The sequence below is a fragment of the Actinomadura rubrobrunea NBRC 15275 genome (genome assembly GCF_001552235.1).
Classification (GTDB): domain Bacteria; phylum Actinomycetota; class Actinomycetes; order Streptosporangiales; family Streptosporangiaceae; genus Spirillospora; species Spirillospora viridilutea.
Genome location: NZ_BCQU01000045.1, coordinates 1 through 25,684 on the forward strand (window position 1 = coordinate 1; position 25,684 = coordinate 25,684).

A 25,684-nucleotide genomic window follows, 5' to 3' on the forward strand; every position below is an offset into this window, starting at 1 on the left:
ACGCGGACGAGCCGGCGGACGACCGCCGCGGCGGGCAGCCGACCGCGGCCCGCCCGCCGCACGACCAGGCGCCCGCGGACGACGCCGCGCGCGCCGACGACGATCCCACACCGCCGGAGGACCAGCGACCCGTGCCCGAGAACGCCAGCACCCCGTCCGGTCTGCCCGTCCGCGTCCCCCAGGCCAACCTCGCGCCCCCGCTGCGGGAGGAGCCGGCCCCGGAGGACGCGGCGGACGAGGAGCCGGAGGATCCGGGCCGTTCGCCGGAAGAGGTGCTGCGGATCATGGGCTCGTATCAGAGGGGCACCCGCCGCGGGCGTGACGAGGCGGCCAGGGCGCTGGGCACGCGAACAGCAGAAGGCGAGGACGATCAGTGATGCAGAAGTCCGGTTCGTCGGCCGACCTAGGCTGGTTGCTGGACGATCTGGTGAAGCGGGTGCCGCACGCCCAGAGCGCGGTCGTGCTGTCCGCCGACGGCCTGCTGATGGCGGCCTCGCAGGGCATGAGCCAGGACGACGGAGAGCACCTGGCCGCCGTGGCCTCGGGCATCCAGAGCCTGGCCAAGGGCGCCGGCGCCAGGTTCGGCGGCGGTCCCGTGCGGCAGTCCATCATCGAGATGCAGTCGGCGTTCCTGCTGGTCACGGTGGCCGGCAAGGGGGCCTGCCTGGCCGTGCTCGCCGACGAGGAGGCCGACGTGGGGCTGATCGCTTACGAGATGGCCATGCTGGTCGCCAGCATGGGCCACCATCTGACCTCACCCGCCCGAGTACCGGGCGCCGAGGACCGGGTCGAGCGATGATTCCTCCAGAAGACGACGCCCTGTCGCAGGAGCCGCAGGAGCCGCACGGCGAGCGGTGGCTGGACGACCAGGCCGGTCCGATGGTGCGGCCGTACGTGATGACCAGCGGTCGGCTGGAGCCGACCCGCGGCGACTTCGACCTGATCACGCTGGTGGTGGCCATCGGCCCGGAGCCCGAGGGCGAGATCGGGCTCGGCCCGGAGCATCTGGCCATCATGCGGCTGTGCCAGCAGGTGATGTCGGTCGCCGAGCTGACCGGTCATCTCGACCTTCCCGTCGCCACCGTCCGGGTGCTGCTGGGCGATCTGCTCGACAAGGGGCTGATCACCATGCAGGAACCGCAGCCGGAGGCGGACATGCACGACATCAGGCTCTACAAGGCGGTGATCGATGGTCTCCGAGCCCTCTAGGCGCGCGCTGGACGGCCGCAGGCTGCCCACCGCGGTCAAGATCGTGATTGCGGGCGGGTTCGGCGTCGGCAAGACCACCATGGTCGGCACGGTGTCGGAGACGCAGCCGCTGCGCACCGAGGAGCTGCTCACCGACCAGAGCGTGGGCGTCGACGACGTGTCCGGCGTGGAGCGCAAGGCCACCACCACCGTCGCGATGGACTTCGGCCGCATCACCATGCGCGACGAGTACGTGCTGTACCTGTTCGGCACGCCCGGCCAGGAGCGCTTCTGGTTCATGTGGGACGAGGTGGCGTACGGCGCGCTGGGCGCGGTGGTGCTCGCCGACACCCGCCGGTTGAAGGACTGCTTCCCGTCGGTCGACTACTTCGAGCGCCGCGGCACCCCGTTCGTGGTGGCGGTGAACTGCTTCGAAGGCGCCCGCCAGTACGACCTCGAAGAGATCGAGATGGCGCTGAACCTGGGCCCGGACGTCCCGGTGATGCTGTGCGACGCCCGCAAGCTCGACTCGTGCAAGCGTGTTCTGATCAACCTGGTGCTGCACGCGATGAAGGTCCGCGGCGTCGGCGAACCCGCCGCCCTCACCGCCGAGGCGCACCAGGCCTGACGTCGCGGCGGTTTCCGCGAGGGGGCGGGCGGCGGACGCCGTCCGCCCTTTCTCATCGCGCGCGGGCGCCTGGGCGGCGCCGATGCTCAACGCCGCCGGCACACGGCGGCGGTCTCGTCGGTGCGGGTCGCGCCACCGTCTGGTTCCCTGACCTGCGGCGAACGTTGTCGAACGAGGTCGAACGAGCCCGTACGGCCGACGCCCTTGTCGGCGGCGCGGGCCCGCGGCGAGCGTGGGTGCGGCCGGTCCCCTTCACCGGGGCGGCCGGTTCTGTCGCTTTCCCGAGGAGGGTCGTATGGCAGCCACGCTCATCCGACGCGGCACGGCGCTCGCCGCCACGGGCGCCGTCGCCGGCGCCCTGCTGTTCGCGTCCGCCACGCCGGCCGCGGCCGGCGGCGACGACGCGGTCCTCACGGCCACCCGCGGCGGCGTCTCCCCGACCGCCGCCGCCGCGGACGTGATCAGATGCACGCTGCGGGTGCACCAGCCGCACTACTCCCACCACGCGCACGCCGCGGACAAGCACCGCGTCAACGTCACCGCCGACGTCAAGTGCACCAAGAGGGTCGCCCGTCTGCGCATCAAGGTGCGCCTCTACAAGAACGGGCAGCCGTACAAGACCACCGGCTGGAAGTCGAACTCCGGCAAGAACTGGATCTCGTACAACGCCGCGCGGCGGTGCGTCAAGCGGCAGCGGTACCAGGGCCAGGCGTGGGCCCAGGTGGTGTTCCCGCCCGGCTACCGGCCCCCGGCGGCGGCCGGCACCGTCAAGAGCAGGGTCGTCACGATCAACAGGTGCACCCGCTAGCCGGATCGCCGACCGCGCGTCCGCCGCGCTTTCCCTCCTCCCCGGGCGCGGCGGACGCCCCGCGGTTCAGCCCGTGTCGACGTTCAGCCCGTGTCGACGTTCAGCCCGTGTCGACGTTCAGCCCGTGTCGACGTTCAGCGCGCGTTGACGTCGTCGCCGGTCTCGCCGATCGGGTCGTGGAAGTCGGCGCGGACGGTCTCCAGGCGCGGATCGTCCAGCAGCTCGGCGATCAGCGCCGCCGAGCCGGCGACGTAGGTGGAGTCCAGGTCGATGTCCGTCGCGACGCACCAGGCGCGGTCGGCCGGCCAGAACAGGTTCGGCGACTGGGGGAAGAACCAGCCGGGGCCGCGGTCGCCGATCCGCGTCGCGTCCTCCAGGGGCCCGCGCAGCAGGAGGTAGTCGCGGAACGGCAGGCGGACGCGCGGGCCGTCGAGCACCTCGCGCGGGAACCCGGCGGGCTCCGGCGGGTCGCCGGGCGCCGCCCCCTTGCCCGCCTGCAGCACGGCGGCGGCGGGCGGCCCCTGGATCCACCCCCAGCCCTCCCAGAGGCAGAACAGGCAGTCGTGCGCCTGGGAGGTGTGCCGGGCCAGCACCTCGCACAGAGCGCTCAGCAGCGGCGCCGGCAGGTCGCCTCGGACGGGCGGCTCGTCCCAGGGGGCGGGGTCGTCGCGGGTGCCGCGCCGCAGGGACGCCAGCGCCGTGAACTGCACGCGCGGGTGCACGACGCCTCCGGCCCAGTCGGCGACCTCCCGCCAGCGGACGGGCTCGCCCTCCGGGGACTCGGCCGGGTGCAGCACGCGCGCGCACGCCGCGAACCGGCTCGGCAGCAGCGCCCCCACCAGGGGACGGGTCTCCGCCACCTCTTCTTCCAGCCAGGCCGCCGGGGACACGTCCGTGACGGGACGCAGCCGTCCCGCGATTCCGTCCACCTGTCACTCCTCCGCGGTCAGATAGAAGCTGAGGTCGGCGCGGTGCGCGGCCGTCCGCGCGCGGCCGCGCGGCGGCGGGGAACCGGTGGACGCGCAGCAGCCCGGCCCGCCGGTCGCGCGCAGCGTCAGCCGGGTCGGCAGCCAGGACCGCCGCGTCCTGGAAACGGCGTCGATCAGCAGCCATTGATCGGGATCGGACGTCGAACAGGCGCGCAGGCGCAGCGGATTCGCCGGGGCGTCCGGCTCCAACGCCAGGCATTCCGATCCGGTCGCGCGGATGTGAAAATATCTGCCCGCGTGCGTGAAATGGAAACGCTGCCGCGCGACGGCCGCGCATTTCTCGCGCGTGACCACTCGGCGCGGGCCGTCCTCGCGCACGCTCAGGCACCGGCCGTTCCCGACGTGGACCCGGTACCAGCCCGGAGTGAGCGGCCCGGTGTCGGCGTCGAAGGTCGCCGCGGCGGCCGTCACGGCCCGCTCGGGCCGCTGACCGGTCCGCGCCTGCACCTCGGGAACGCTGCCCGCGGCGCCGGCCACGATGACGGCGGCCACCGCCAGTATCCGGGTGCGCGGGGAGATCCGCCCGTGTCGGGACGCGCGCACAGGGTCTGCCGCCTCGGCCGCTCCCCGCGCCGCGGACCGGGCGGTCTCCTCGGGCGGCGCCGGAGCGGGTCCGCCGACGGCGGCCATCGCGATCCGCCGCCGGGCCCCGATCCACTCGTCGACCGTCTCCTGGTCGCAGCCGCAGGCCCGGACGAACGCCGCCATGAGCGCCTCCGACGGCAGCGACTCTCGGCCCAGCGCGGTCGCCAGCGTGCTCGGCGCGAGATGGTCCCCGTTCCGCGCCGCGCGCCGGGCCAGTTCCCGGTACGAAAGACCGGACCAGGCTTTCAGCCGGCAGGCAAAAGCGACATATTCCGCGACACTTCGGGCATGCCGCGGAGACGGCGGTGCATGGGTCACCGTCGCTCCCCCAAAGAAATCATTTCCCCCGATATCCCCCGGCGGTCGAATTATGATCACAGGAATCGACCGAACGGTGCCATTATCTCCGAACCGTCGCCGCACGCCGCATCGCGTGCGCCATTTCTCACCCACCGGCCATAACCGGACAACCGCGAACCGAACCGTCCGAACGAGCGTCATCGACAATGACGCGGCGATCAAATGACGCGGCGATCAACGGTGTCGCCTCGCCGATCCAGGGGCAGGAACGTCGGCGGGTCCGGCGTCGCGGCGAGGACATCGCGCGTGGAACGCGGTGGAAACGTCGCGGCGGAGCACACCGTCCACGGGCGGCGGGCCCCGCAGAGCCCATGGCCGGGCGTTCCGTCCGGCACGGAGAGGAGAGCGCGAACCCCATGCCCACGCGAACATCGGGCCGCCGGCCCTCGCCGTCCGTCCCCGGACGCGCCCGCGCCGCCGCCTGCGCGGCGGTCGCCGTGCTCGCCGCGGCCGGCTGCTCGGACTCCGACGAGTCCCCGCCGGACGCCCGCGCGCCGTCGGCCGCCGCCGTCCCGACGACGTCCGCGGCCGACGGAACGCGGATCGCGGCGTGCGCCGACGGCAACTGCGAGATCCTGGTGACCGGGCCCGTCGAGATCGACGTGGGCGGCCACGGCGGCCTCAGGAAGCTGTCGGTGGTCAAGGTCGCGCCCACCGGCCTCAGCTTCACCGCGACCGCGGACGGCGGAGGCGGCGGCACCGGGACCCTCGAACCCGGCTGCACGCTGCGCTTCTACGAGAACGGCCAGAGCAGCGCGTGCGTCGCCGGCGGCTCCCCGCCGCCCCTGGAGCGGCAGAAGGGCGTGCTGGCGATGCGGGTGACGGCCGCCGGCCGCGACGGGGTCGTGCTCCGGCTGGCCTCCGGAGGGATCGGACCGCCGCCGGCCTCCCTGGCTCCGCGCATCACACCGCCCCGCATCGAGCCGCCGCGCATCGAGCCGCCGCGCATCGAGCCACCGCGCATCGAGATCCCCACGCCCGACCCGCCGTGACCGAGGGCGGCCGTCCGGCACGTCGCCCCCGAGCGGTCACCGAAGGCCGGCGGGCAGAATGATCACATGAGCGCGGTGGAGATCCGCACCGCCCACACCGCGGACCTGGACGGCGCGACGCTCGCCTCGGCACGGGCGCTGCTCGTCGACGTCTTCGAAGGGGACCTGTCCGACACGGACTGGGAGCACGCGCTGGGCGGCGTCCACGCGCCGGCCTGGGACGGGGACGAACTGATCGGGCACGCCTCGGTCGTCCAGCGGCGCCTGCTGCACGGCGGCCGCGCGCTGCGCACCGGCTACATCGAAGCCGTGGGAGTCCGCCGCGACCGGCGACGCGAGGGCCACGGCGCCGCCCTCATGGCCGCCCTCGAACGCGTGCTGAAAGGGGCGTACGAACCGGGCGCCCTGTCCGCCGCCGACGAGGCCGCCGAGTTCTACACGGCGCTCGGCTGGACGCGGTGGCAGGGCACGTCCTACGCGCTCACCCCCCAGGGCGTCATACGGACCGAGGACGAGGACGGCGGCATCTTCGTGCTCCCCCTGACCGCACCGGTGGACGTGACCGGCGCGCTCACCTGCGACTGGCGCGACGGCGACGTCTGGTAGCGCACGAACGAGCGCGGCCCGGGGGTCCCGGACCGCGGATGCCGATGCCGGAGGCGACGTCAGCCCGTGCGGGACACCACGTAGTCGCACAGGCCCGTCAGGGCCGCGCGGGCGGGGATGTCGGGGAGGGTGAGCAGCTCGGCGCGCGCGTCCTCGGCCCAGTCGCGCAGGTCGGCGCGGGCGCGGTCCATGGCCGGGTGGGCGCGCAGCAGGCTCAGCGCCTCCGAGTGCAGCGCGTCGTCGGTCAGGTCCTGGGTGAGCAGGTCGCGCAGCCGGGCGTCGTCCGGCCCGGAGCCGATGCCGGACTCCACGTGGTGGATGGGCAGGGTGCGGATGCCCTCGCGCAGGTCCGTGCCGGGGGTCTTGCCGGACTGCTCGGTCTCCGACGCGACGTCCAGGATGTCGTCCGACAGCTGGAACGCCACACCGATCTTCTCGCACGCGGAGGTGATCGTCTCGACCACGTCGGACGGGGCGCCGGCCAGCATGGCGCCGAGCCGACCGGACGTGGCGATCAGCGACGCGGTCTTGTCGGCCACCACCTGCAGGTAGTGCTTGAGCGGGTCGGCGCCCTCGGCCGGGCCGACCGTCTCCTGGATCTGCCCGCGCACCAGGCGGGCGAACGAGCGGGCCTGGATCCGCACCGCCTCCGGGCCGAGGTCGGCCAGCAGGTCGGACGCGCGGGCGAACAGGTAGTCGCCGGTGAGGATGGCGACGGTGTTGCTCCACCGGGAGTTGGCCGACTGCTCCCCCCGGCGCACCGTCGCCTCGTCCATCACGTCGTCGTGGTACAGCGTGGCCAGATGGGTCAGCTCGACGACCACCGCGGCCGGGATCACGCCGGGCGCCTTCGGGTCGCCGAAGTGGGAGGCGAGCAGCACCAGCATCGGGCGGAACCGCTTGCCGCCCGCCTCCACCAGGTGCCGGGACGCCTCGGTGAGCAGCGGGACCTCGCTGCGCACCGAGGCGCGGAGCAGGTCCTCGACCGCGGCGAGCCGTTCCCGTATGTCCGCCGCGAGACCATCATCGACGGTCAGGTCGAACGCAACGGCACTACTCACCAGGACCCCCGGTCTAGCGGACGAACATCTGCGACGCGGCGTGCCCCGCGAGGTCCAGCACGGGCTGGGGCAGCACGCCGAGTACAACAGTAGCCGTCAGACCGAGCGCCACGGCCGCCGCGGTGGCCGGTCCGGCCACCACCGACGGGCCGTCGGCCTCCGGCTCGGAGAAGAACATCACCACGATGACGCGGACGTAGAAGAACGCCGCGATCGCCGAGGCGATGACGCCGACCACGACCAGCGGGGTGGCGCCGCCCTGCACCGCCGCGCTGAACACCGCGAACTTGCCGGTGAACCCGCTGGTCAGCGGGATGCCCGCCATGGCCAGCAGGAAGAAGGCGAACGTGCCGGCCACCACCGGGGAGCGGCGGCCGAGCCCGGCCCAGCGCGACAGGTGCGCGGCCTCGCCGCCGGTGTCGCGCACCATCGCGACCACCGCGAACGCGCCGATCACGGTGAAGCCGTAGGCGGCCAGGTAGAACAGCGAGCCGGACAGGCCGTCCCGGGACGTGGCGACCACGCCGGTGAGCAGGAAGCCCGCGTGCGCGATCGAGGAGTAGGCCAGCATCCGCTTCACGTCGGTCTGGGTGACGGCGATGACCGCGCCCACGACCATCGTGAGAATCGCCACACCCCACATCGCGGGCCGCCAGTCCCACCGCAGGTTCTCGAACGCGACGTAGTACACCCGCAGGATCGCGCCGAACGCCGACACCGTCGTGCAGGACGCCATGAGCGCGGTGATCGGGGTCGGGGCGCCCTGGTAGACGTCCGGCTTCCACATGTGGAACGGCACCGCGCCGAGCTTGAACAGCAGGCCCACCGACAGCAGCGCGGTCCCGGCCAGCAGCAGCGTCTCCTGTCCCGCGTTGCGGCTGAGCTGGTCGGCGATGGCCGACAGCCGCACCGAGCCGGCGTAGCCGTACAGCAGCGCCACCCCGTACAGGAAGAACGCCGAGGAGAACGCGCCCAGCAGGAAGTACTTGACGGCGGCCTCCTGCGACAGCAGGCGCCGCCGCCGCGCCAGCCCGCACAGCAGGTACAGCGGCAGCGACAGGATCTCCAGCGCCACGAACATGGTCAGCAGGTCGTTGGCCGCCGGGAAGGTGATCATGCCGCCGACCGCGAACAGCATCAGCGGGAACACCTCGGTCTGCACGGTGCCCGCCGCCGCGGTCTCCTGCTCGGCCTCGCTGCCGGGCAGCGCCGCGGCCTGCGCGGCGAAGTGACCCTGCTGGCGCTCGGCGATCAGCAGCAGGCTGACCAGCGCCAGCACCAGCACGGTGCCCTGCACGAACAGCGTGGGGCCGTCCACGCCCAGCGCGCCCTCGGCGGCGACGTGGAACGGCTTGTCGAAGGCGAGCACGATCGTGCCGAGCAGCGCCGCGGCCAGGCCGACGGCCGTGAGCGGCAGCTGCACCAGGTACCGCCGGCGGCGCCCGACGAACGCCTCCACCAGCACGCCGACCACGGCCGCGCCGAACACCACCAGGATCGGCGCGATCTGCCCGTACTCGATGTGCGGCGCGGGGATCTCGCTCTGCGCCAGCACGGCGCTCACCGAAGTCGAGGTGCTCACGGACGCGCTCCGTTCTCAGCGACGATCTGGGGCGCCGGGTCGGCCTTCTCGACCCGGGCCAGCGTGTGCTGCACCGAGGGGTTGATCACGTTGAGGACCGGCTGCGGGAAGAAGCCCATCGCCACGATGATCGCGATGATCGGGGCGATGACGATCCGCTCCCGCACCGACAGGTCCTTCATGCCGGTGACGGCCTCCTTGGCCGGGCCGCCCATGGTGCGCTGGTACATCCACAGGATGTAGATGGCCGCCAGGATGACGCCGGTCGCGGCCAGCACCGCCGCCACCCGGTAGCGGGTGAACGTGCCGGTGAGCACGAGGAACTCCGACACGAACGGCGCCAGGCCCGGCAGCGACAGGCCGGCCAGCCCGGCGATCAGGAAGCTGCCCGCCAGCAGCGGCGCCACCTTCTGCACGCCGCCGTAGGCGTCGATCCGCACCGACCGCCGCCGCGTGATCATGAAGCCGACCACCAGGAACAGCGCGCCGGTGGCGAACCCGTGGTTGATCATGTAGAGGGCGGCGCCGGACTGCCCCTGCGAGGTCATCGCGAACACGCCCAGCACGATGAACCCGAAGTGCGACACCGAGGTGTAGGCGACCAGCCGCTTGAGGTCGACCTGCCCGATCGCCAGGATCGCGCCGTAGATGACGCTGAGCACCGCGAGCGCGATGACGACCGGGGTGGCCCACTTGGCGGCGCCGGGGAACAGCTCCAGGCAGAACCGCAGCATCCCGTACGTGCCGACCTTGTCCAGCACGCCGACGATCAGCACCAGCGCCCCGGCGGGGGACTGCGCCGCCGCGTCCGGCAGCCAGGTGTGCACCGGCACCATCGGCGCCTTGATCGCGAACGCGACGAAGAAGCCGAGGAACAGCCACTTGGCCGTGGTCGGGTCGATCTGCAGCCGGGTCAGCTCGCTGAACAGGAACGTGCCGTGCCCGAGGCCGCCCTCGCTCGCCGGCCGGTTCGACAGCGGGTACAGCCAGATGACGGCCACCAGCATCAGCAGCCCGCCGAACAGCGAGTACAGCAGGAACTTGACCGCCGCGTACGACCGCTGCGCCCCGCCGTAGTACCCGATGATGAAGTACACCGGGACCAGCATGGCCTCGAAGAAGACGTAGAAGAGGAAGACGTCGGTCGCCGCGAAGACGCCGATCATCATCGCTTCCAGCGCCAGCAGGAGCGCGAAGTACGTCTTCACCGACCGGCGCGGCTCGGTGTCCACGCCGCCGGAGCGGTCCGCCTCGTGCCAGGACGCCAGGATCACCAGCGGGACGAGGACGACCGACAGCCCGATCAGGGTGAGCGCGACGCCGTCCACGCCGAGCGCCCAGTGCACGCCGAACGCGCGGATCCACCAGTACGTCTCGTCGAACTGGAAGCGCGGCCCGCCGGTGTCGAACTGGGACGCCATCACCAGCGTGACCGCCGCGACCAGCAGCGACACGCCGAGGGCGGTCCGCTTGGCCAGCTCCTCGCGGGCCCGCGGCAGCACGCCGACGACCAGCGCGCCCACCGCGGGGAGCGCGATCAGGACGGACAGCCAGGGAAAGTCCTTCATCAGACGTTCACCACCAGCAGCGCCGCCACGACGATGGCCGCACCGAAGAACATGGACAGGGCATAGGAGCGGACGAAGCCGGTCTGCACCCGCCGCAGGCGCCCGGAGCTGCCGCCGATACCCGCGGCCAGCCCGTTCACCAGGCCGTCCACGCCGCGGTTGTCGAACCAGACGGCCAGGCGGGTCAGCCACTGGCCGGGCCGCATCAGCAGCGACTCGTTGATGGCGTCGCCGTACAGGTCCTTGCGGGCCGCGACGGTGAGGAACGACCCGGCGGGCGCGGTGCGCGGCACCGGGCGGGCCCCGTACTGCCGCCACGCGATGCCCACGCCGATCAGCATCAGCACGAACGTCGCGGCGCCCGGGGCGGTGATCCAGTGGAACTCGCTCTCGTGCGGGTGGCCGACGACCGGGCCGAGGAACTCGGAGAACCCGCCGAGGATGAGGAAGCCGCCCGCGAACAGCGAGCCGACCGCCAGCAGCATCAGCGGCACGGTCATCACCTTCGGCGACTCGTGCGGGTGCGCGTCCTCGTCCCACCGCTTGTCGCCGTAGAACGTCATGAACATGACGCGGGACATGTAGTACGCGGTGATGCCGGCGCCGATGACCGCGCAGGTGCCGAGGATCGCGCCGGACGTGCCGCCCTTGTGGAAGGCGGCCTCGATGATCGCGTCCTTGGTGAACCAGCCCGACAGCAGCGGGAACCCGATGATCGCCAGGTAGCCCAGCCCGAACGTGGCCCAGGTGATCACCATGACGGCGCGCAGCGCGCCGTACCGGCGCATGTTGACGTCGTCGTTCATGCCGTGCATGACCGACCCGGCGCCGAGGAACAGGCCGGCCTTGAAGAACCCGTGCGCGATCAGGTGCGCGATGGCGAAGGCGTACCCGGCCGGGCCCAGCCCGGCGGCCAGCATCATGTAGCCGATCTGCGACATCGTCGAGCCGGCCAGGGCCTTCTTGATGTCGTCCTTGCCGCACCCGATGATCGCACCGGCCAGCAGGGTGGCCGCGCCCACGATCGTCACGGCCAGCTGAGCGTCCGGCGCCATCTCGAAGATCGGCGCGGACCGGACGATCAGGTACACGCCCGCGGTCACCATGGTCGCCGCGTGGATCAGCGCCGACACCGGGGTCGGGCCCTCCATCGCGTCCAGCAGCCAGGACTGCAGCGGCAGCTGCGCCGACTTGCCGCACGCGCCGAGCAGCAGCAGCAACCCGATCGCGGTCGCCGTGCCGGTGCTCAGCTGGGACGCGGCGCCCGCGTGCTCGGCGCCCTCACCGAGGATCTGCTCGAACCCGACCGTGCCGAAGGTCGCGAACATCAGCATCATCGCGGTGATGAAGCCGAAGTCGCCGACCCGGTTCACCACGAACGCCTTCTTGGCGGCGGTGGCCGCGCTGGGCTTGTGCTGCCAGAAGCCGATCAGCAGGTAGGACGCCAGGCCCACGCCCTCCCAGCCGATGAACATGGCCACGTAGTTGTCGCCCAGCACCAGCAGCAGCATCGCCGCCACGAACAGGTTCAGGTAGGCGAAGAACCGGCGCCGGTCGGGGTCGTGCTCCATGTAGCCGATGGAGTAGACGTGGATGAGCGTGCCCACCCCGGTGATCAGCAGCACGAAGCTGATGGACAGCGGGTCCACCAGCAGCCCCATGTCGATCTTGAACGATCCGACGTTCAGGAACTCCCACAGGTGCAGCGTGCGGCGCCGCTGCTCCGGGTCGTATCCGAGCATCTGGACGAACATCGCCGCGCCCACCACGAAGGACGCGGCCGACATGGCGACGCCGAGCAGATGCCCCCACCTGTCGGTGCGGCGCCCGCCCAGCAGCAGGACCGCCGCGCCGGCCAGCGGCAGCGCGATGAGGAGCCAGGCGGCAGCCTGGATGCCTTCCGCTTTCATCCCCGGCCTCTCAGTACTTCAGCAGGTTCGCGTCGTCGACCGACGAGGACCTGCGGGTTCTGAAGATGGTCATGATGATCGCCAGGCCCACCACGACCTCCGCGGCGGCCACCACCATCACGAAGAACGCGATGATCTGGCCTTCGAGGTTGCCGTGCATGCGGGCGAACGACACGAACGCCAGGTTCGTGGCGTTGAGCATGAGCTCGACGCACATGAACACCACGATCGCGTTGCGCCGGACCAGCACGCCGACGCCCCCGATGGTGAACAGGATCGCCGAGAGGGCCAGGTAGTGCGCTGCACTCATCGACCTGCCTCCCCTTCGCTCGTCGCGGCGCCGGCGCCGGAGCCGTCCGCGGCGCCGGACGCGGAAATGCCGCCCTTGGTCTCGCGCTCCTCGGAGCCGGCCTCGCCCGCCTCGGCGGCCGCGGCGCGCACCGCCGCCAGGTCCGCCTCGACGGCCGCGGTCTCGCTGCCGCCCTCCAGGTCGGCGTGCCGCCGCGCGGTGTCGACGCGGGCCGCGATGACCGGGCTGACCGACAGCTCCGACGGGGTGCCGTCGGGCAGCAGCGCCGGCATGTCGACCGCGTTGTGCCGGGCGTAGGTGCCGGGGCCGGGCAGCGGACCGGGGTGCTTGCCGGCGAGGAACCGCCGCTTGGACAGGTCCTTCTGCGTCGGCTTCGGCGTGAGGCGCTCGCGGTGCGCCAGCACCATCGCGCCCAGCGCGGCGGTGATGAGCAGCGCGCTGGTCGCCTCGAACGCGAACACGTACTTGCCGAACAGCAGCCGCGCCAGCCCGATGACGTTGCCGCCCTGGTTGGCCTGCGCCAGCCCGGCCGAGTCGCCCAGCGCCGCGTTGCCGAGCCCGGCGCCCAGCAGGACCACGAAGCCGAGCCCGGCGACCGCGGCCCACAGCCGCTGCCCGCGGATCGTCTCCACCAGCGAGTCGGTGGAGCTCACCCCGACCAGCATGAGCACGAACAGGAACAGCATCAGCACCGCGCCGGTGTAGACGATCACCTGGACGAACGCCAGGAACGGCGCGTCCTGGATCGCGTACAGCGCGGCCAGCGACAGCATCACCGTCGCCAGCAGCAGCGCCGAGTGCACCGCCCGGCGCATGAAGACCATGCCGAGGGCGGCCAGCACCGACACGATCGCCAGCAGCCAGAAGAAGAACGGCTCGCCCGACTGCTTGTCGGCGACCTGCGCCACCACGGGCGCGTGCTGGGCCGCCAGCGCCTGCGCGTTCACTTGTCGTCTCCGCTCTTGCGCGTGCGCCGGCCCTCGCGCGCCGCGGCCGCGTCGCCGCCCTCGCCCTGCGCGGCGGGCGCGGACTCCTCGGGCTGCAGGCCGAGGCGGTAGTAGTCCTCCTCGGTCTCGCCGAGCCGCATGGGGTGCGGCGGAGCCTCCATGCCCTCGCGCAGCGGCGCCAGCAGCATGTCCTTGGTGTAGATGAGGCTCTCGCGGCTGTCGTCGGCCAGCTCGTACTCGTTGGTCATCGTCAGCGCCCGGGTGGGGCACGCCTCGATGCACAGCCCGCACAGGATGCAGCGCAGGTAGTTGATCTGGTAGACGCGCCCGTACCGCTCGCCCGGGGAGTAGCGCTCCTCCTCGGTGTTGTCGGCGCCCTCCACGTAGATGGCGTCGGCGGGGCACGCCCAGGCGCACAGCTCGCACCCGACGCACTTCTCCAGGCCGTCCGGCCACCGGTTGAGCTGGTGGCGGCCGTGGAAGCGCGGCGCCGTCGGCTTCTTCACCTCGGGGTACTGGACGGTCTCGCTCTTCATGAACATCTGGTGGAACGAGACCCCGAACCCCTTGACCGGGTTCAGGAAGTCAGTGAGTGCCACGTGCGACCTCCTTGGACGAGGTACGGGACGGGGTGGGCTTCCCGGTCTTCCCGTGGTAGTGCGGGGCGTCCAGCGGCGGCACCGGGAAGCCGCCCGCGGCGTCGGCGGGAGCGCCGCCCTTGACCCGGTCCCGGGCGCCCGACGCGGCCTCGGCCTCCTCGGCGGGCTCGCCGCGGACCATCTCCCACAGCACGGTCGCGGCCAGGACGACGGCGGCGACGATCGCGACGATCAGCATGATCTGCCGGACCTCGTAGCCCTCGTTCTTGAAGGCCTGGATGGTGGCCACCAGCAGGATCCAGCCGAGCGAGAAGGGCATGAGCACCTTCCAGCCCAGCTTCATCAGCTGGTCGTAGCGGACCCGCGGCAGCGTACCGCGCAGCCAGATGAAGAAGAAGATGAACGCCCACACCTTCACCAGGAACCACAGCACCGGCCACCAGCCCTGGTTGGCGCCCTCCCAGAAGGTGGAGATCGGCGCGGGCGCGCGCCAGCCGCCCAGGAACAGGGTGGTGGCCAGCGCCGAGAGGGTCGCCAGGTTGATGTACTCGGCGAGGAAGAACATCGCGAACTTCAGCGACGAGTACTCGGTGTGGAACCCGCCGACGATCTCGCCCTCGCCCTCGGGCAGGTCGAACGGGATGCGGTTCGACTCGCCCATCATCGTGATCACGTAGACCGCGAAGGACGGGAACAGCAGCACCGCGTACCAGGCGTCCGCCTGCGCCGCCACGATCTCCGAGGTCGACATCGTCCCGGCGAACAGGAACACCGCCACGAACGACAGCGACATCGCGATCTCGTAGGAGATGATCTGCGCGGACGAGCGCAGCCCGCCCAGCAGCGAGTACGGCGACATCGACGACCAGCCGGCCAGCACCACCCCGTAGGCGCCCATCGACGCCATGGCCAGCACCAGCAGCACCGCCACCGGCAGGTCGGTGCCCTGCAGCGCGGTGCGGTGCCCGAAGATCGACACCTCGGGGCCGAACGGGATGATCGAGAAGGAGATGAACGCCGGGGTCGCCGAGATCACCGGCGCCAGGACGAACACCACCTTGTCGACCCCGCGGGGGACGATGTCCTCCTTCAGCGCAAGCTTGATGCCGTCGGCGAGGCCCTGCAGCAGCCCGAAGGGGCCCGCCCGGTTGGGGCCGACGCGCAGCTGCATCCGGCCGATGACCCGCCGCTCGACCCACATGGTCAGCAGGACGGTCACCACCAGGAAGACGAAGATGACCAGGACCTTGCCGCCGATCAGCCACCAGGGGTCCTTGCCGAAGTCCTCCAGGGTGGGCCCGTCGCCGGCGGGCGCGGCGGCCAGTGCGGTCAAGCTCATGCGGCACCTCCAGCCGTGGTCGCGGAACCGGCGGCGGCGATCTCACCCGGCGCGATCTTGACGATCTGGCCGGCGTCGGCGCCGAGCTCCCGGTACAGCGCGCAGCCCGCGGAGTTGGTGGGCAGCCACACCACGCGGTCGGGCAGGTCCGGGACGATCTCCAGCGGCAGCGTCAGCGAGCCGCGGGTCTGCGAGGACACCGTGACCGCGCCGCCCTCGGCCACGCCGATCTCGGCGGCGGTCGCGGGCGACAGCCGGGCCACGGCGGGCTTGGCGGTGCCCGCCAGGTGCGGCTCGCCGTCCTGCATGCGGCCCTTGTCCAGCAGCAGCCTCCAGGTCGCCAGCAGCGCCTCGCCCTCGCCGGGACGCGGCGGCACGAACGGCGTCGCGTCCGGCGCCGCCGGCCGCTCGCCCCGGTAGGCGCCCAGCTCGGTCAGCTCGCGGCGGGCGGCGGCCGGGTCGGTCAGGCCCAGGTGCACGTCCATCTCGTCGGCCAGGGCGTTGAGCACCCGCAGGTCCGACAGCTTGCCGGAGGACTTCAGCGCGGCGTCGAACGGGCGGCCGCGGCCCTCCCAGTCGACGAACGTGCCGGACTTCTCCTGGACCGCCGCGACCGGCAGCACCACGTCGGCGCGGTCGGTGACGGCGCTGACCCGCTGCTCCAGGCTCACCACGAACGACGCCGCCTCCAGCGCCTCCAGCGCGGCGACCGGGTCCGGCAGGTCGTCGGGGTCGACCCCGCCGACCAGCAGCGCGCCGCGCTCGGTCTTGGCGGCGGCGAGGATGCCGGCGGTGTCGCGGCCGGGCGCGGCGGGCAGGTCGGCCACGCCCCACACGCGGGCGACCTCGGCGCGCGCGTCCGGGTCGGTGACGGGGCGGCCGATCGGCAGCAGCCCGGGCAGCGCCCCGGCCTCCAGCGCGCCGCGCTCGCCAGCCCGGCGCGGCACCCACGCGATCTTCGCGCCGGTGACCTGGCCGAGCCGCACCAGGGCGGACAGCGCGCCGGGGCTGGTCGCCAGCCGCTCCCCGGCCAGCACGACCGCGCCGGGCTCCGACAGCAGCCGGTGGACCGCCGCGGCCTCCTCGGCGCCGAGCGGCGCCCCCGCGGACGGCTGGGAGCCGTCGCCGGCGGTGATGAGGGCCCCGATCACCTCGGCCTCGGCGCCCGGCAGGGTCCGCAGCAGGGTGCCGCCCATCTTCTTCAGGCCGCGGGTGGCGTACGGGGCGATGGAGTAGACCTTCACGCCCTTCTTGCGGAAGCCCTTGCGCAGCCGCAGGAAGACGATCGGCGACTCCTCCTCCGGCTCGAACCCGGCGAGCAGCACCGCCGGGGCCTTCTCCAGCTCGGTGTAGGACACCTCGATGGAGCGGCCCGCGACCGAGGAGGCGAGGAACTCGGCCTCCTCGCGCGAGTGCGGACGGGCGCGGAAGTCGATGTCGTTGGTGCCGAGCGCGACCCGCGCGAACTTGGCGTAGGCGTAGGCGTCCTCGAGGGTGAGCCGTCCGCCGGTGAGCACGCCCGCGTTGCCGCGCGCCGCCGCCAGCCCCTTGGCCGCGATGGCGAGCGCCTCGGGCCAGGACGCGGTCTCCAGCACGCCGTCCTCGTTGCGGACCAGCGGGTGGGTGAGCCGGTCGGGCTGGGTGGCGTAGGTGAACGCCCACCGGCCCTTGTCGCAGTTCCACTCCTCGTTGACCTGCGGGTCGTCCCCGGCCAGCCGCCGGGTGACCTTGCCGCGCCGGTGGTCGGTGCGCAGCGCGCAGCCGGAGGCGCAGTGCTCGCAGACGCTCGGCGTGGACACCAGGTCGAACGGGCGGGCCCGGAACCGGTACGCCGCGCCGGTCAGCGCCCCCACCGGGCAGATCTGCACGGTGTTGCCGGAGAAGTAGGACTGGAACGGCCGGTCCTGGGCGGCCCCGACCTGCTCCTTGGCGCCGCGTTCGAACAGGTCGATGAACGGGTCCCCGGCGATCTGGTCGGAGAAGCGGGTGCAGCGCGCGCACTGGATGCACCGCTCGCGGTCCAGCAGCACCTGGCTGGACAGCGCGATCGGCTTGGGGAAGGTGCGCTTGGTCTCGGTGAACCGCGACTCGCCCCGGCCGTTGGACATCGCCTGGTTCTGCAGGGGGCACTCGCCGCCCTTGTCGCAGATCGGGCAGTCCAGCGGGTGGTTGATCAGCAGCAGCTCCATCACGCCGTGCTGGGCCTTGTCGGCGACCGGCGAGGTGAGCTGCGTCTTGACGACCATCCCCGGCATGACCTGGGTGGTGCAGGACGCCTGCGGCTTGGGCATGGCGCGCCCGTTGCCGGCGTCGGGGATCTCCACCAGGCACTGGCGGCACGCCCCGACCGGGTCGAGCAGCGGGTGGTCGCAGAACCGCGGGATCTGGATGCCCAGCAGCTCGGCGGCCCGGATGATCAACGTGCCCTTGGGCACCTCGATCTCGAAGCCGTCGATCGTGACCGGCACCATCTCCTCGGCCGGGACAACCTCGTCGTCGCGGGACTTGCCCTGACCCGCGGCGCCGCCACTAACCGTCACCGTCATCGGTCCTCACCTCCGGCCCAAATCGTCGATTTGGCCGGGTCGAACGGACAGCCGCCCTGCTCGAAGTGCTGGAGGTACTCGTCGCGGAACAGCTTGATGGACGACGTGACCGAGCTGGTCGCGCCGTCGCCGAGCGCGCAGAACGACCGTCCGAGGATGTTGTCGGACAGGTCGAGCAGGGTCTCCAGGTCCTCCTCGGTGCCCTGCCCGGCCTCCAGCCGCTTGAGCATCTGCTTGTACCAGTACGTGCCCTCGCGGCACGGCGTGCACTTGCCGCACGACTCGTGGGCGTAGAACTCCGACCAGCGCAGCACGGCCCGCACCACGCAGGTGGTCTCGTCGAAGATCTGCAGTGCCCGGGTGCCCAGCATGGACCCGGCCGCGCCGACCGACTCGAAGTCCAGCGGGACGTCCAAGTGCTCCTCGGTGAAGATCGGGGTGGACGAGCCGCCCGGCGTCCAGAACTTCAGCCGGTGCCCCGCGCGGATGCCGCCCGCCATGTCGAGCAGCTCCCGCAGCGTCACGCCGAGCGGCGCCTCGTACTGCCCGGGCCGGGTGACGTGCCCCGACAGCGAGAAGATCCCGAAGCCCTTGGACTTCTCCGTGCCCATCGAGGCGAACCAGTCCGCCCCGTTGGCCACGATCGAGGGAACCGAGGAGATCGACTCGACGTTGTTGATGACCGTAGGGCCGCCGTACAGGCCGGCGACGGCCGGGAAGGGAGGCTTGAGTCGGGGTTGACCGCGGTAGCCCTCCAGCGAGTCCAGCAGCGCCGTCTCCTCGCCGCAGATGTAGGCGCCGGCGCCGGTGTGCACGACCAGGTCCAGGTCGTACCCGGAGCCGAGGATGTCCTTGCCGAGGTAGCCGGCCTCGTACGCCTCGGCGACCGCCTGCTGCAGGCGCCGGATGACGTGCAGCACCTCGCCGCGCACATAGATGAACGCGTGGTTGGACCGGATCGCGTAGGCGCTGATGACGATGCCCTCGACCAGCACGTGCGGGTTGGCCATCATCAGCGGGATGTCCTTGCACGTGCCCGGCTCGGACTCGTCGGCGTTGACCACCAGGTACCGCGGGTTGGGGCTGTTCGGCGGCAGGAACCCCCACTTCATGCCGGTGGGGAAGCCCGCGCCGCCGCGCCCGCGCAGCCCGGAGTCCTTGACCGCCTGCACGATGGCGTCGGGGTCCATCGTGAGCGCCTTGCGCAGCGCCCGGTAACCGCCCGTCCGCTCGTAGCCCTCGCGGGTGAACGAGTCGGGCTGGTCCCAGTTCTTGGTGAGGACGGGGGTGAGCGTCGTGGTCACTGATCGCCGCCTTCCTGGCTGCCGGACTCGGCCGGCCCCTCGCCGTCGCCGTCCGCCGGCGGAGCGGTCCAGCCGTTGCGCTTGGCGACCTCCAGGCCGCGCAGCGACTCGGGCCCGGCCTGCACGCCCTCGTGCGCCCGGCCGTCGGGGAACCCCGCCAGGATCCGGGACGCCTCCTTCCAGGTGCACAGCTTGTCCGGACCGCGCGTGGGGCGGACCTCCTTGCCCGCGCGCAGGTCGTCGACGAGCTTCTTGGCCTTCTCGGGAGTCATGTTGTCGAAGAACTCCCAGTTGACCGTCATGACGGGCGCGAAGTCGCAGGCCGCGTTGCACTCGATGCGCTCCAGCGACACCTTCCCGTCCTCGGTGGCCTCGTCGTGGCCGACGCCGAGGTGCTCGCTGAGCTCCTCCCAGATCTGGTCGCCGCCCATCACCGCGCACAGGGTGTTGATGCACACCCCGACGTGGTACTCGCCGACCGGCCGGCGCTTGTACATGGTGTAGAACGTGGCGACGCCGGTGACCTGCGCGGGCGTGATGCCGAGCTGCTCGGCGCAGAACTCGATGCCGTCCTGGCTGATGTAGCCGTCCTCCGACTGCACCAGGTGCAGCAGCGGCAGCAGCGCCGACCGGGGCTTGGGGTACCGCGCGATGATCTCCTTGGCGTCCCGTTCCAGCCGCTGCCGGGTCTCGACGGAATAGCTCACCGGTCGACTCCCCCCATCACCGGGTCAATGCTGGCGACCGCCGCGATCACGTCGGCGACCATGCCGCCCTCGCACATCGCCGGGACGGCCTGCAGGTTGGTGAACGACGGGTCGCGGAAGTGCACGCGGTACGGGCGGGTGCCTCCGTCGCTGACCACGTGCACGCCGAGCTCGCCGCGCGGCGCCTCGATCGCGGCGTACGCCTGCCCGGCCGGGACGCGGAAGCCCTCCGTCACCAGCTTGAAGTGGTGGATCAGCGCTTCCATCGAGGTGCCCATGATGTGCGCGATGTGGCGGGGCGAGTTGCCCATGCCGTCCGCGCCGATGGCCAGCTGGGCCGGCCACCCGATCTTCTTGTCCTCGATCATCACGGGGCCCTTGACCGAGTGCAGCCGGTCCACGCACTGCTCGACGATCTTGAGGGACTCCTCCATCTCGCGCATGCGGACCAGGTAGCGCCCGTACACGTCGCAGGTGTCCTCGGTGGCCACCTCGAAGTCGTAGGTCTCGTAGCCGCAGTACGGCTGCGACTTGCGCAGGTCCCACGGCAGACCCGTGGCGCGCAGCACCGGGCCGGTCACGCCGAGGGCCATGCAGCCGGTCAGATCCAGGTACGCGATGTCCTTGGTGCGCGCCAGGTAGACCGGGTTGTCGTCCATGAGCTTGCGCAGCGCCTGGATCCGCTTGGGCATCCGGTCCAGGTAGTCGCGGATCTTGCTGAGCGCGCCGCTCGGCAGGTCCTGCGCCACGCCGCCGGGCCGGACGTACGCCATGTTCATCCGCAGCCCGGTGATCTCCTCGAACAGGTCGAGCGTGTGCTCGCGATCGATGAACCCGTTGAGCATCACCGTGCTGGCGCCGAGCTCGAGGCCGAACGTCGCGATCGCCACCAGGTGCGAGGAGATCCGGTTGAGCTCCATCATCATCACCCGGATGATCTGGGCCCGCTCGGGGATCTGGTCCTCGATGCCGAGCAGCTTCTCCACGCCCAGGCAGTACGCCGTCTCGTTGAAGATCGGCGACAGGTAGTCCATCCGGGTGCAGAACGTGGTGCCCTGCGTCCAGGTGCGGAACTCCATGTTCTTCTCGATGCCGGTGTGCAGGTAGCCGATGCCCACCCGGCACTCCGTCACCGTCTCACCGTCGAGGGTGAGGATGAGCCGCAGCACCCCGTGGGTGGACGGGTGCTGCGGACCCATGTTGACCACCAGGCGCTCGTCGCCCAGGTCCTCGGCGGCGGACACGACCTGGTCCCAGTCCTGCCCGCTGACGTCGAAGACCTTGCCCTCGAACGCCTCCTCGGCGGCGTACGCGTCGTACTCGGTGTACTTGGTGGAGGGGCTCACGTGTACGACCTCCGCTGGTCAGGCGGCGGAGTCTGCGCTCCGCGGTACTCGACGGGGATGCCGCCGAGGGGGTAGTCCTTGCGCTGCGGGTGGCCCACCCAGTCGTCGGGCATCTCGATGCGGGTCAGCGCCGGATGCCCGTCGAACACGATGCCGAAGAAGTCGTAGGTCTCCCGCTCGTGCCAGTCGTTGGTCGGGTAGATCGACACAATCGACGGGATGTGCGGGTCGGCGTCGGGACAGGTGACCTCCAGCCGGACCCGCCGGTTGTGCGTGATGGAGCACAGGTGGTAGACGGCGTGCAGCTCCGCCCCGGCGTCCTGAGGGTAGTGCACGCCGGACACCCCGGTGCACAGCTCGAACCGCAGGTCGGGCTCGTCGCGCAGCCGCCGCGCCACGTCCGGCAGCCGCTCCCGCTTGACGAAGAACGTCAGCTCGCCCCGGTCCACCACGACGCGTTCCACCGCGTCGTCGAAGTCCGGAACGGACCGCTCCAGAGCGTCGGCGATCTCGTCGAACTCGCCCGGCTCGCCGGTCACGTCCGGTCCGCCGTACGGACGCGGCGTCGACACCTTGGGCGCCTGCCGCACCACCAGGCGGCCGTACCCGGAGGTGTCGCCGGTGGTCTTGGCGCCGAACATGCCGCGCCGGACGATCGGCTGCTGCAGCCGGTCCTGCGCGGCCTTCGCGGGCAGCCGGTCGGCGGACTGCTCGGCCCGCTGCTCAGGGTGCTGCGAGCTCATGCCGCACCTCCCGACTGGCCGAGCAGCGGCAGCTGCCGCCGCTTGGCCTCCTCCAGCTCGGCGATCTGCCGCTCGCGCTGCGCGCCGAGCTTGGTGTTGCGGATCTTGTCGTGCAGCTTGAGGATCGCGTCCAGCAGCATCTCCGGACGCGGCGGGCAGCCCGGCAGGTAGATGTCCACCGGGACGATGTGGTCCACGCCCTGCACGATGGCGTAGTTGTTGAACATGCCGCCGGACGACGCGCACACGCCCATCGCGATGACCCACTTGGGCTCGGTCATCTGGTCGTAGACCTGCCGCAGCACCGGCGCCATCTTCTGGCTCACCCGGCCCGCCACGATCATCAGGTCGGCCTGCCGCGGCGTGGCCGAGGCGCGCTCCATGCCCCACCGGGAGAAGTCGTGCCGCGGGTCGCCGGTCGCCATCATCTCGATGGCGCAGCAGGCCAGGCCGAACGTCGCCGGCCACACCGAGCTGGCGCGCGCCCACCCGGCGACCTGCTCCACCGTCGTCAGCAGGAAACCGCTCGGGAGTTTCTCTTCCAGGCCCATGTCAGTCCCACTCCAGACCACCGCGCCGCCAGATGTAGGCGTACGCCACCAGCACGGTGAGGATGAACAAGACCATCTCCACCAGACCGAAGAGGCCCAGCCGGTCGAACGCGACCGCCCAGGGGTAGAGGAAGATGATCTCGATGTCGAAGACGATGAACAGCATCGCCGTCAGGTAGTACTTCACCGGGAAGCGCCCGCCGCCCACCGGCTGCGGGGTCGGCTCGATGCCGCACTCGTACGCCTCAAGCTTGGCGCGGTTCCACCGCTTGGGGCCGGTGAGTGACGCCATCACCACCGAGAAGACGGCGAACCCGAAGGCGAGCACCCCCAGCACGATGATCGGAACATAGAGATCCATGTCTCTACAGCCCCTCCTCGGTTCGTACGACGCTGTACGGGGCACACGGTCCGATACCGCCCACGGGGATGCGGGCGGCGCGGGCCGGGCGCGCCGACGCGGTGGCATGACCTGCCGCGTGTCCGTGAGCCCCCTCACGCACACGGGTCGCCACCCTAGCCAAGGTGACCAAATGCACTCCCCTCGGGGGTCGCCTCCAGGCGCCGCCGCGCCCCTTCAGCCCGCTCATGCCCTGCCTCCCGCAGGCTTCCGGGGCGCACGCAAGGCGACGCCTTCCCTCGTCGCTCCTACGTCGCTCCTCAGTCCAGGCGCCGCCGCGCCCCTTCAGCCCGCTCATGCCCTGCCTCCCGCAGGCTTCCGGGGCGCACGCAAGGCGACGCCTTCCCTCGTCGCTCCTACGTCGCTCCTCAGTCCAGGCGCCGCCGCGCCCCTTCAGCCCGCTCATGCCCTGCCTCCCGCAGGCTTCCGGGGCGCACGCAAGGCGACGCCTTCCCTCGTCGCTCCTACGTCGCTCCTCAGTCCAGGCGCCGCCGCGCCCCTTCAGCCCGCTCATGCCGCCGGCGCCACCTTCTGCATCGCGTTGATGACGCGGTCCATCATGTCGCCGCCGCGCCGGTCGGTGAGGTTGGCCAGCAGCTTCAGCGTGAAGCGCATCAGGGTCGGGTGCGGCAGGCCGTGCGAGGTGAGGAACTTCATCACCCGCGGGTCGCCGATCGCCTGGACGAAGATACGGGCCAGCGTGAAGTAGCCGCCGTGCTCCTCCTTGAGGATGCGCGGGTACTCGTGCAGCGTGCGCTCGCGCTGCGCGGGGGTGCGCCGGGCCAGCGCCTGCACCATGATCTCGGCGGCCAGCCGGCCGGACTCCAGCGCGTAGTCGATGCCCTCGCCGTTGAACGGGTTGATCATGCCGCCCGCGTCGCCGACCAGCAGCATGCCGCGGGTGTAGTGCGGCTGGCGGTTGAAGCCCATGGGCAGCGCGGCGCCGCGGATCGGGCCGGTGGCGTGGTCCTCGTCGAACTGCCACTCCTCCGGCATCTGGGCGCACCAGGCGCGCATCATGCCGCGGTAGTCGACGTTCTGGAACGCCTTGCTGGTGTTGAGCAGGCCGAGGCCCACGTTGGAGGTGCCGTCGCCGACCGGGAACACCCAGCCGTAGCCGGGCAGCAGCCGCTCCCCGTCCCACAGCTCCAGCCACGCCTCCATGTAGTCGTCGTCGTGGCGCGGCGTGCGGAAGTAGCGGCGGACGGCCACGCCCATGGGGCGGTCGGGGCGGCGGCGCACCCCCATGGCGACCGACAGGCGGCTGGAGTTGCCGTCGGCCGCCACCACCAGCGGCGCGTGGAACTCCACCTCCTCGCCCTCGTACTTGGCGGTGACGCCGATGATGCGGTCGGTGCGCTCGTCGAGGATCGGGCCGGTGACGGCGCAGCCCTGCAGCAGCCGGGCGCCCGCCTTGGCGGCGTGCTCGGCCAGCAGCTGGTCCAAGTCCATGCGGGGGCGCACCAGGCCGAAGTCGGGGAAGCTGGCGAGCTCGGGCCAGGGCAGCTCGATCTTGACGCCGCCGCCGTAGATGCGCAGCCCCTTGTTGCGGGCCCACCCGGGCGCGTTGAGGTCGACGCCCATGGCGACCAGCGCGCGCACCGCGCGCGGCGTCAGACCGTCACCGCAGATCTTGTCGCGCGGGAACGCGGCCTTCTCCAGCAACAGCACGTCGAGGCCCGCCTGGGCCAGCCAGTAAGCCGTCGACGACCCGGCGGGGCCGGCCCCGACGACGATGACGTCTGCCTGTCGGGTGGAGTCGGTCACAGCGTTCCTTCTCAGCTCGTTCGCTTGTGAAGTACTTCACAAGGTTTTCGTCCGCGAGTCTATTCCTTCTTGACGGTGGATGGGTACTTCGGCCCCGTCCCGTTTTTGGACCGGTCCCAGCCACCCGTGCACGTCGTCACCCCGGGTTCACCGCGCGGTGGAGCGCCACCACCCCGAACGTCAGGTTCCGCCAGCGCACCGACGCCCACCCCGCCTCCTGCAGCAGGCGCGCCAGCGCCGCCTGGTCGGGCCAGGCCAGCGTCGACTCGGCGAGATAGCGGTAGGAGTCGGGGTTGGAGCTCACCCTGGCCAGCATCGGCAGCCCGAACCGCAGGTGCAGCCGGTGCCCGAAGCGCAGCAGCGCGTTGGGCGGGTGACTGACCTCACACACCACCAGCCGTCCGCCCGGGCGGGTGACCCGCCGCAGCTCCCGCAGCGCCGCGACCGTGTCGGCGACGTTGCGCAGCCCGAACGAGATCGTGGTCGCGTCGAACGCCCCGTCGGCGAACGGCAGGCGCAGCGCGTCCCCGGCCACGAACCGCAGCCCCTCCGTCCCGCCGTTGCGGCGCGTCCCCACGCGCAGCATCCCGAGGGAGAAGTCGCAGGCGACCGTGCGGGCTCCGGCGGCGGCGAACGGCACCGCCGAGGTGCCGGTGCCGGCCGCGAGATCCAGCACCGTCTCACCGGGCGCGACGTCCAGCGCCCTGACGACCTCACGCCGCCAGCGCCGGTCGCGTCCGCCGGTCATGAGGCTGTTGAGCAGGTCGTAGCGTTCGGCGGTGCGGTCGAACATCGCGGCCACGTCGCTCGGCCGCTTGTCGAGAGAGGCGCGGGTCATGGCCCCACCC

General features: G+C 71.8%; 25 protein-coding genes and 1 pseudogene. 7 read left to right on the plus strand and 19 right to left on the minus strand.

Annotated features, from left to right (window positions below; translation table 11 throughout):
- The 5 genes and pseudogenes from AR3_RS31145 to AR3_RS15605 all read left to right on the plus strand — a co-directional run.
- Nucleotides 1–377: pseudogene (locus AR3_RS31145) on the plus strand (nitrate- and nitrite sensing domain-containing protein); the annotation flags it as partial.
- Entirely contained in the window at nt 377–799 is a 423-nt protein-coding gene (locus tag AR3_RS15590; RefSeq protein WP_174545452.1) for a roadblock/LC7 domain-containing protein, read from the plus strand. The pseudogene AR3_RS31145 and the gene AR3_RS15590, both read left to right, overlap by 1 nt.
- A complete protein-coding gene (locus tag AR3_RS15595; protein ID WP_067914880.1) occupies nt 796–1,209 on the plus strand; it encodes a DUF742 domain-containing protein in 414 nt (137 codons plus the stop codon). The genes AR3_RS15590 and AR3_RS15595 overlap by 4 nt, the downstream gene beginning before the upstream one ends.
- Nucleotides 1,190–1,816, plus strand: coding sequence for a GTP-binding protein (locus AR3_RS15600; RefSeq protein WP_067914882.1), 627 nt, complete (start codon nt 1,190–1,192; stop codon nt 1,814–1,816). The genes AR3_RS15595 and AR3_RS15600 overlap by 20 nt, the downstream gene beginning before the upstream one ends.
- 295 nt (nt 1,817–2,111) lie before the next feature.
- Nucleotides 2,112–2,624, plus strand: coding sequence for a hypothetical protein (locus tag AR3_RS15605; protein WP_067914884.1), 513 nt, complete (start codon nt 2,112–2,114; stop codon nt 2,622–2,624).
- Nucleotides 2,625–2,758: 134 nt separating this feature from the next.
- On the opposite strand, the gene AR3_RS15610 is transcribed toward AR3_RS15605, so the two are convergent.
- Both AR3_RS15610 and AR3_RS15615 read right to left on the minus strand, forming a co-directional pair.
- The gene (locus AR3_RS15610; RefSeq protein ID WP_067914887.1) at nt 2,759–3,553 is read right to left on the minus strand and encodes a hypothetical protein; all 795 of its coding nucleotides are present in this window, start codon (nt 3,551–3,553) and stop codon (nt 2,759–2,761) included.
- A gap of 3 nt (nt 3,554–3,556) precedes the next feature.
- Complete coding sequence (locus tag AR3_RS15615; protein WP_157406684.1) at nt 3,557–4,651, minus strand: hypothetical protein; 1,095 nt, start codon at nt 4,649–4,651, stop codon at nt 3,557–3,559.
- A 263-nt stretch (nt 4,652–4,914) separates the two neighbouring features.
- Here AR3_RS15615 and AR3_RS15620 point away from each other — a divergent pair, with 263 nt between their 5' ends.
- A complete protein-coding gene (locus AR3_RS15620; protein ID WP_067914891.1) occupies nt 4,915–5,550 on the plus strand; it encodes a hypothetical protein in 636 nt (211 codons plus the stop codon).
- Nucleotides 5,551–5,616: 66 nt separating this feature from the next.
- Nucleotides 5,617–6,156 carry a GNAT family N-acetyltransferase gene (locus tag AR3_RS15625; protein WP_067914893.1) on the plus strand — a complete coding sequence of 180 codons (540 nt, stop codon included), beginning with the start codon at nt 5,617–5,619 and terminating at the stop codon, nt 6,154–6,156.
- Between the two features lie 59 nt (nt 6,157–6,215).
- Here AR3_RS15625 and AR3_RS15630 read toward each other — a convergent pair whose 3' ends face one another.
- The 17 genes from AR3_RS15630 to AR3_RS15710 form a co-directional block, all read right to left on the minus strand.
- Nucleotides 6,216–7,217: a polyprenyl synthetase family protein gene (locus AR3_RS15630; protein ID WP_067914894.1), complete on the minus strand. Its 1,002-nt coding sequence runs from the start codon at nt 7,215–7,217 to the stop codon at nt 6,216–6,218.
- Nucleotides 7,218–7,230: 13 nt separating this feature from the next.
- Nucleotides 7,231–8,799, minus strand: coding sequence for an NADH-quinone oxidoreductase subunit NuoN (nuoN, locus tag AR3_RS15635; RefSeq protein ID WP_067914896.1), 1,569 nt, complete (start codon nt 8,797–8,799; stop codon nt 7,231–7,233).
- The gene (locus AR3_RS15640; RefSeq protein WP_067914898.1) at nt 8,796–10,367 is read right to left on the minus strand and encodes an NADH-quinone oxidoreductase subunit M; all 1,572 of its coding nucleotides are present in this window, start codon (nt 10,365–10,367) and stop codon (nt 8,796–8,798) included. Before AR3_RS15640 ends, nuoN begins: the two co-directional genes overlap by 4 nt.
- Nucleotides 10,367–12,277 (minus strand): NADH-quinone oxidoreductase subunit L, encoded by a 1,911-nt coding sequence (gene nuoL / locus AR3_RS15645; RefSeq protein WP_067914900.1) that lies wholly within the window; start codon nt 12,275–12,277, stop codon nt 10,367–10,369. The genes AR3_RS15640 and nuoL overlap by 1 nt, the downstream gene beginning before the upstream one ends.
- A 10-nt stretch (nt 12,278–12,287) precedes the next feature.
- Entirely contained in the window at nt 12,288–12,587 is a 300-nt protein-coding gene (gene nuoK, locus AR3_RS15650; RefSeq protein ID WP_067914902.1) for an NADH-quinone oxidoreductase subunit NuoK, read from the minus strand.
- Complete coding sequence (locus tag AR3_RS15655; RefSeq protein ID WP_390098903.1) at nt 12,584–13,534, minus strand: NADH-quinone oxidoreductase subunit J; 951 nt, start codon at nt 13,532–13,534, stop codon at nt 12,584–12,586. The genes nuoK and AR3_RS15655 overlap by 4 nt, the downstream gene beginning before the upstream one ends.
- Nucleotides 13,531–14,133, minus strand: coding sequence for an NADH-quinone oxidoreductase subunit NuoI (gene nuoI / locus AR3_RS15660; RefSeq protein WP_083951561.1), 603 nt, complete (start codon nt 14,131–14,133; stop codon nt 13,531–13,533). Before nuoI ends, AR3_RS15655 begins: the two co-directional genes overlap by 4 nt.
- A complete protein-coding gene (nuoH, locus tag AR3_RS15665; RefSeq protein WP_067914906.1) occupies nt 14,120–15,472 on the minus strand; it encodes an NADH-quinone oxidoreductase subunit NuoH in 1,353 nt (450 codons plus the stop codon). Before nuoH ends, nuoI begins: the two co-directional genes overlap by 14 nt.
- Complete coding sequence (locus tag AR3_RS15670; RefSeq protein ID WP_067914910.1) at nt 15,469–18,018, minus strand: NADH-quinone oxidoreductase subunit G; 2,550 nt, start codon at nt 18,016–18,018, stop codon at nt 15,469–15,471. The genes nuoH and AR3_RS15670 overlap by 4 nt, the downstream gene beginning before the upstream one ends.
- The gene (gene nuoF / locus AR3_RS15675) at nt 18,015–19,322 is read right to left on the minus strand and encodes an NADH-quinone oxidoreductase subunit NuoF (protein ID WP_067914913.1); all 1,308 of its coding nucleotides are present in this window, start codon (nt 19,320–19,322) and stop codon (nt 18,015–18,017) included. Before nuoF ends, AR3_RS15670 begins: the two co-directional genes overlap by 4 nt.
- A complete protein-coding gene (gene nuoE / locus AR3_RS15680; RefSeq protein ID WP_067914915.1) occupies nt 19,319–20,029 on the minus strand; it encodes an NADH-quinone oxidoreductase subunit NuoE in 711 nt (236 codons plus the stop codon). The genes nuoF and nuoE overlap by 4 nt, the downstream gene beginning before the upstream one ends.
- A complete protein-coding gene (locus tag AR3_RS15685) occupies nt 20,026–21,273 on the minus strand; it encodes an NADH-quinone oxidoreductase subunit D (RefSeq protein ID WP_067914972.1) in 1,248 nt (415 codons plus the stop codon). The genes nuoE and AR3_RS15685 overlap by 4 nt, the downstream gene beginning before the upstream one ends.
- A gap of 98 nt (nt 21,274–21,371) precedes the next feature.
- Nucleotides 21,372–22,118, minus strand: coding sequence for an NADH-quinone oxidoreductase subunit C (locus AR3_RS15690; protein ID WP_067914917.1), 747 nt, complete (start codon nt 22,116–22,118; stop codon nt 21,372–21,374).
- A complete protein-coding gene (locus tag AR3_RS15695; RefSeq protein ID WP_067914919.1) occupies nt 22,115–22,669 on the minus strand; it encodes a NuoB/complex I 20 kDa subunit family protein in 555 nt (184 codons plus the stop codon). The genes AR3_RS15690 and AR3_RS15695 overlap by 4 nt, the downstream gene beginning before the upstream one ends.
- Nucleotide 22,670: 1 nt before the next feature.
- Nucleotides 22,671–23,030: an NADH-quinone oxidoreductase subunit A gene (locus AR3_RS15700; RefSeq protein WP_067914921.1), complete on the minus strand. Its 360-nt coding sequence runs from the start codon at nt 23,028–23,030 to the stop codon at nt 22,671–22,673.
- A 549-nt stretch (nt 23,031–23,579) separates the two neighbouring features.
- A complete protein-coding gene (locus AR3_RS15705; protein WP_083951563.1) occupies nt 23,580–24,836 on the minus strand; it encodes a geranylgeranyl reductase family protein in 1,257 nt (418 codons plus the stop codon).
- Nucleotides 24,837–24,972: 136 nt separating this feature from the next.
- A complete protein-coding gene (locus AR3_RS15710) occupies nt 24,973–25,674 on the minus strand; it encodes a demethylmenaquinone methyltransferase (RefSeq protein WP_067914925.1) in 702 nt (233 codons plus the stop codon).
- Nucleotides 25,675–25,684 lie beyond the last annotated feature (10 nt).

Excerpts from the sequence above, each read along its gene's own strand:
- AR3_RS15625 (WP_067914893.1), top strand. The coding sequence starts at position 5,617 with ATGAGCGCGGTGGAGATCCGCACCGCCCACACCGCGGACCTGGACGGC.
- AR3_RS15605 (WP_067914884.1), top strand. The coding sequence starts at position 2,112 with ATGGCAGCCACGCTCATCCGACGCGGCACGGCGCTCGCCGCCACGGGC.
- AR3_RS15710 (WP_067914925.1), bottom strand. The coding sequence starts at position 25,674 with ATGACCCGCGCCTCTCTCGACAAGCGGCCGAGCGACGTGGCCGCGATG.
- nuoK (WP_067914902.1), bottom strand. The coding sequence starts at position 12,587 with ATGAGTGCAGCGCACTACCTGGCCCTCTCGGCGATCCTGTTCACCATC.
- AR3_RS15640 (WP_067914898.1), bottom strand. The coding sequence starts at position 10,367 with ATGAAGGACTTTCCCTGGCTGTCCGTCCTGATCGCGCTCCCCGCGGTG.
- AR3_RS15620 (WP_067914891.1), top strand. The coding sequence starts at position 4,915 with ATGCCCACGCGAACATCGGGCCGCCGGCCCTCGCCGTCCGTCCCCGGA.
- AR3_RS15670 (WP_067914910.1), bottom strand. The coding sequence starts at position 18,018 with ATGACGGTGACGGTTAGTGGCGGCGCCGCGGGTCAGGGCAAGTCCCGC.
- AR3_RS15700 (WP_067914921.1), bottom strand. The coding sequence starts at position 23,030 with ATGGATCTCTATGTTCCGATCATCGTGCTGGGGGTGCTCGCCTTCGGG.
- AR3_RS15590 (WP_174545452.1), top strand. The coding sequence starts at position 377 with ATGCAGAAGTCCGGTTCGTCGGCCGACCTAGGCTGGTTGCTGGACGAT.
- AR3_RS15690 (WP_067914917.1), bottom strand. The coding sequence starts at position 22,118 with ATGAGCTCGCAGCACCCTGAGCAGCGGGCCGAGCAGTCCGCCGACCGG.
- AR3_RS15595 (WP_067914880.1), top strand. The coding sequence starts at position 796 with ATGATTCCTCCAGAAGACGACGCCCTGTCGCAGGAGCCGCAGGAGCCG.
- AR3_RS15695 (WP_067914919.1), bottom strand. The coding sequence starts at position 22,669 with ATGGGCCTGGAAGAGAAACTCCCGAGCGGTTTCCTGCTGACGACGGTG.
- nuoL (WP_067914900.1), bottom strand. The coding sequence starts at position 12,277 with ATGAAAGCGGAAGGCATCCAGGCTGCCGCCTGGCTCCTCATCGCGCTG.
- AR3_RS15600 (WP_067914882.1), top strand. The coding sequence starts at position 1,190 with ATGGTCTCCGAGCCCTCTAGGCGCGCGCTGGACGGCCGCAGGCTGCCC.
- nuoH (WP_067914906.1), bottom strand. The coding sequence starts at position 15,472 with ATGAGCTTGACCGCACTGGCCGCCGCGCCCGCCGGCGACGGGCCCACC.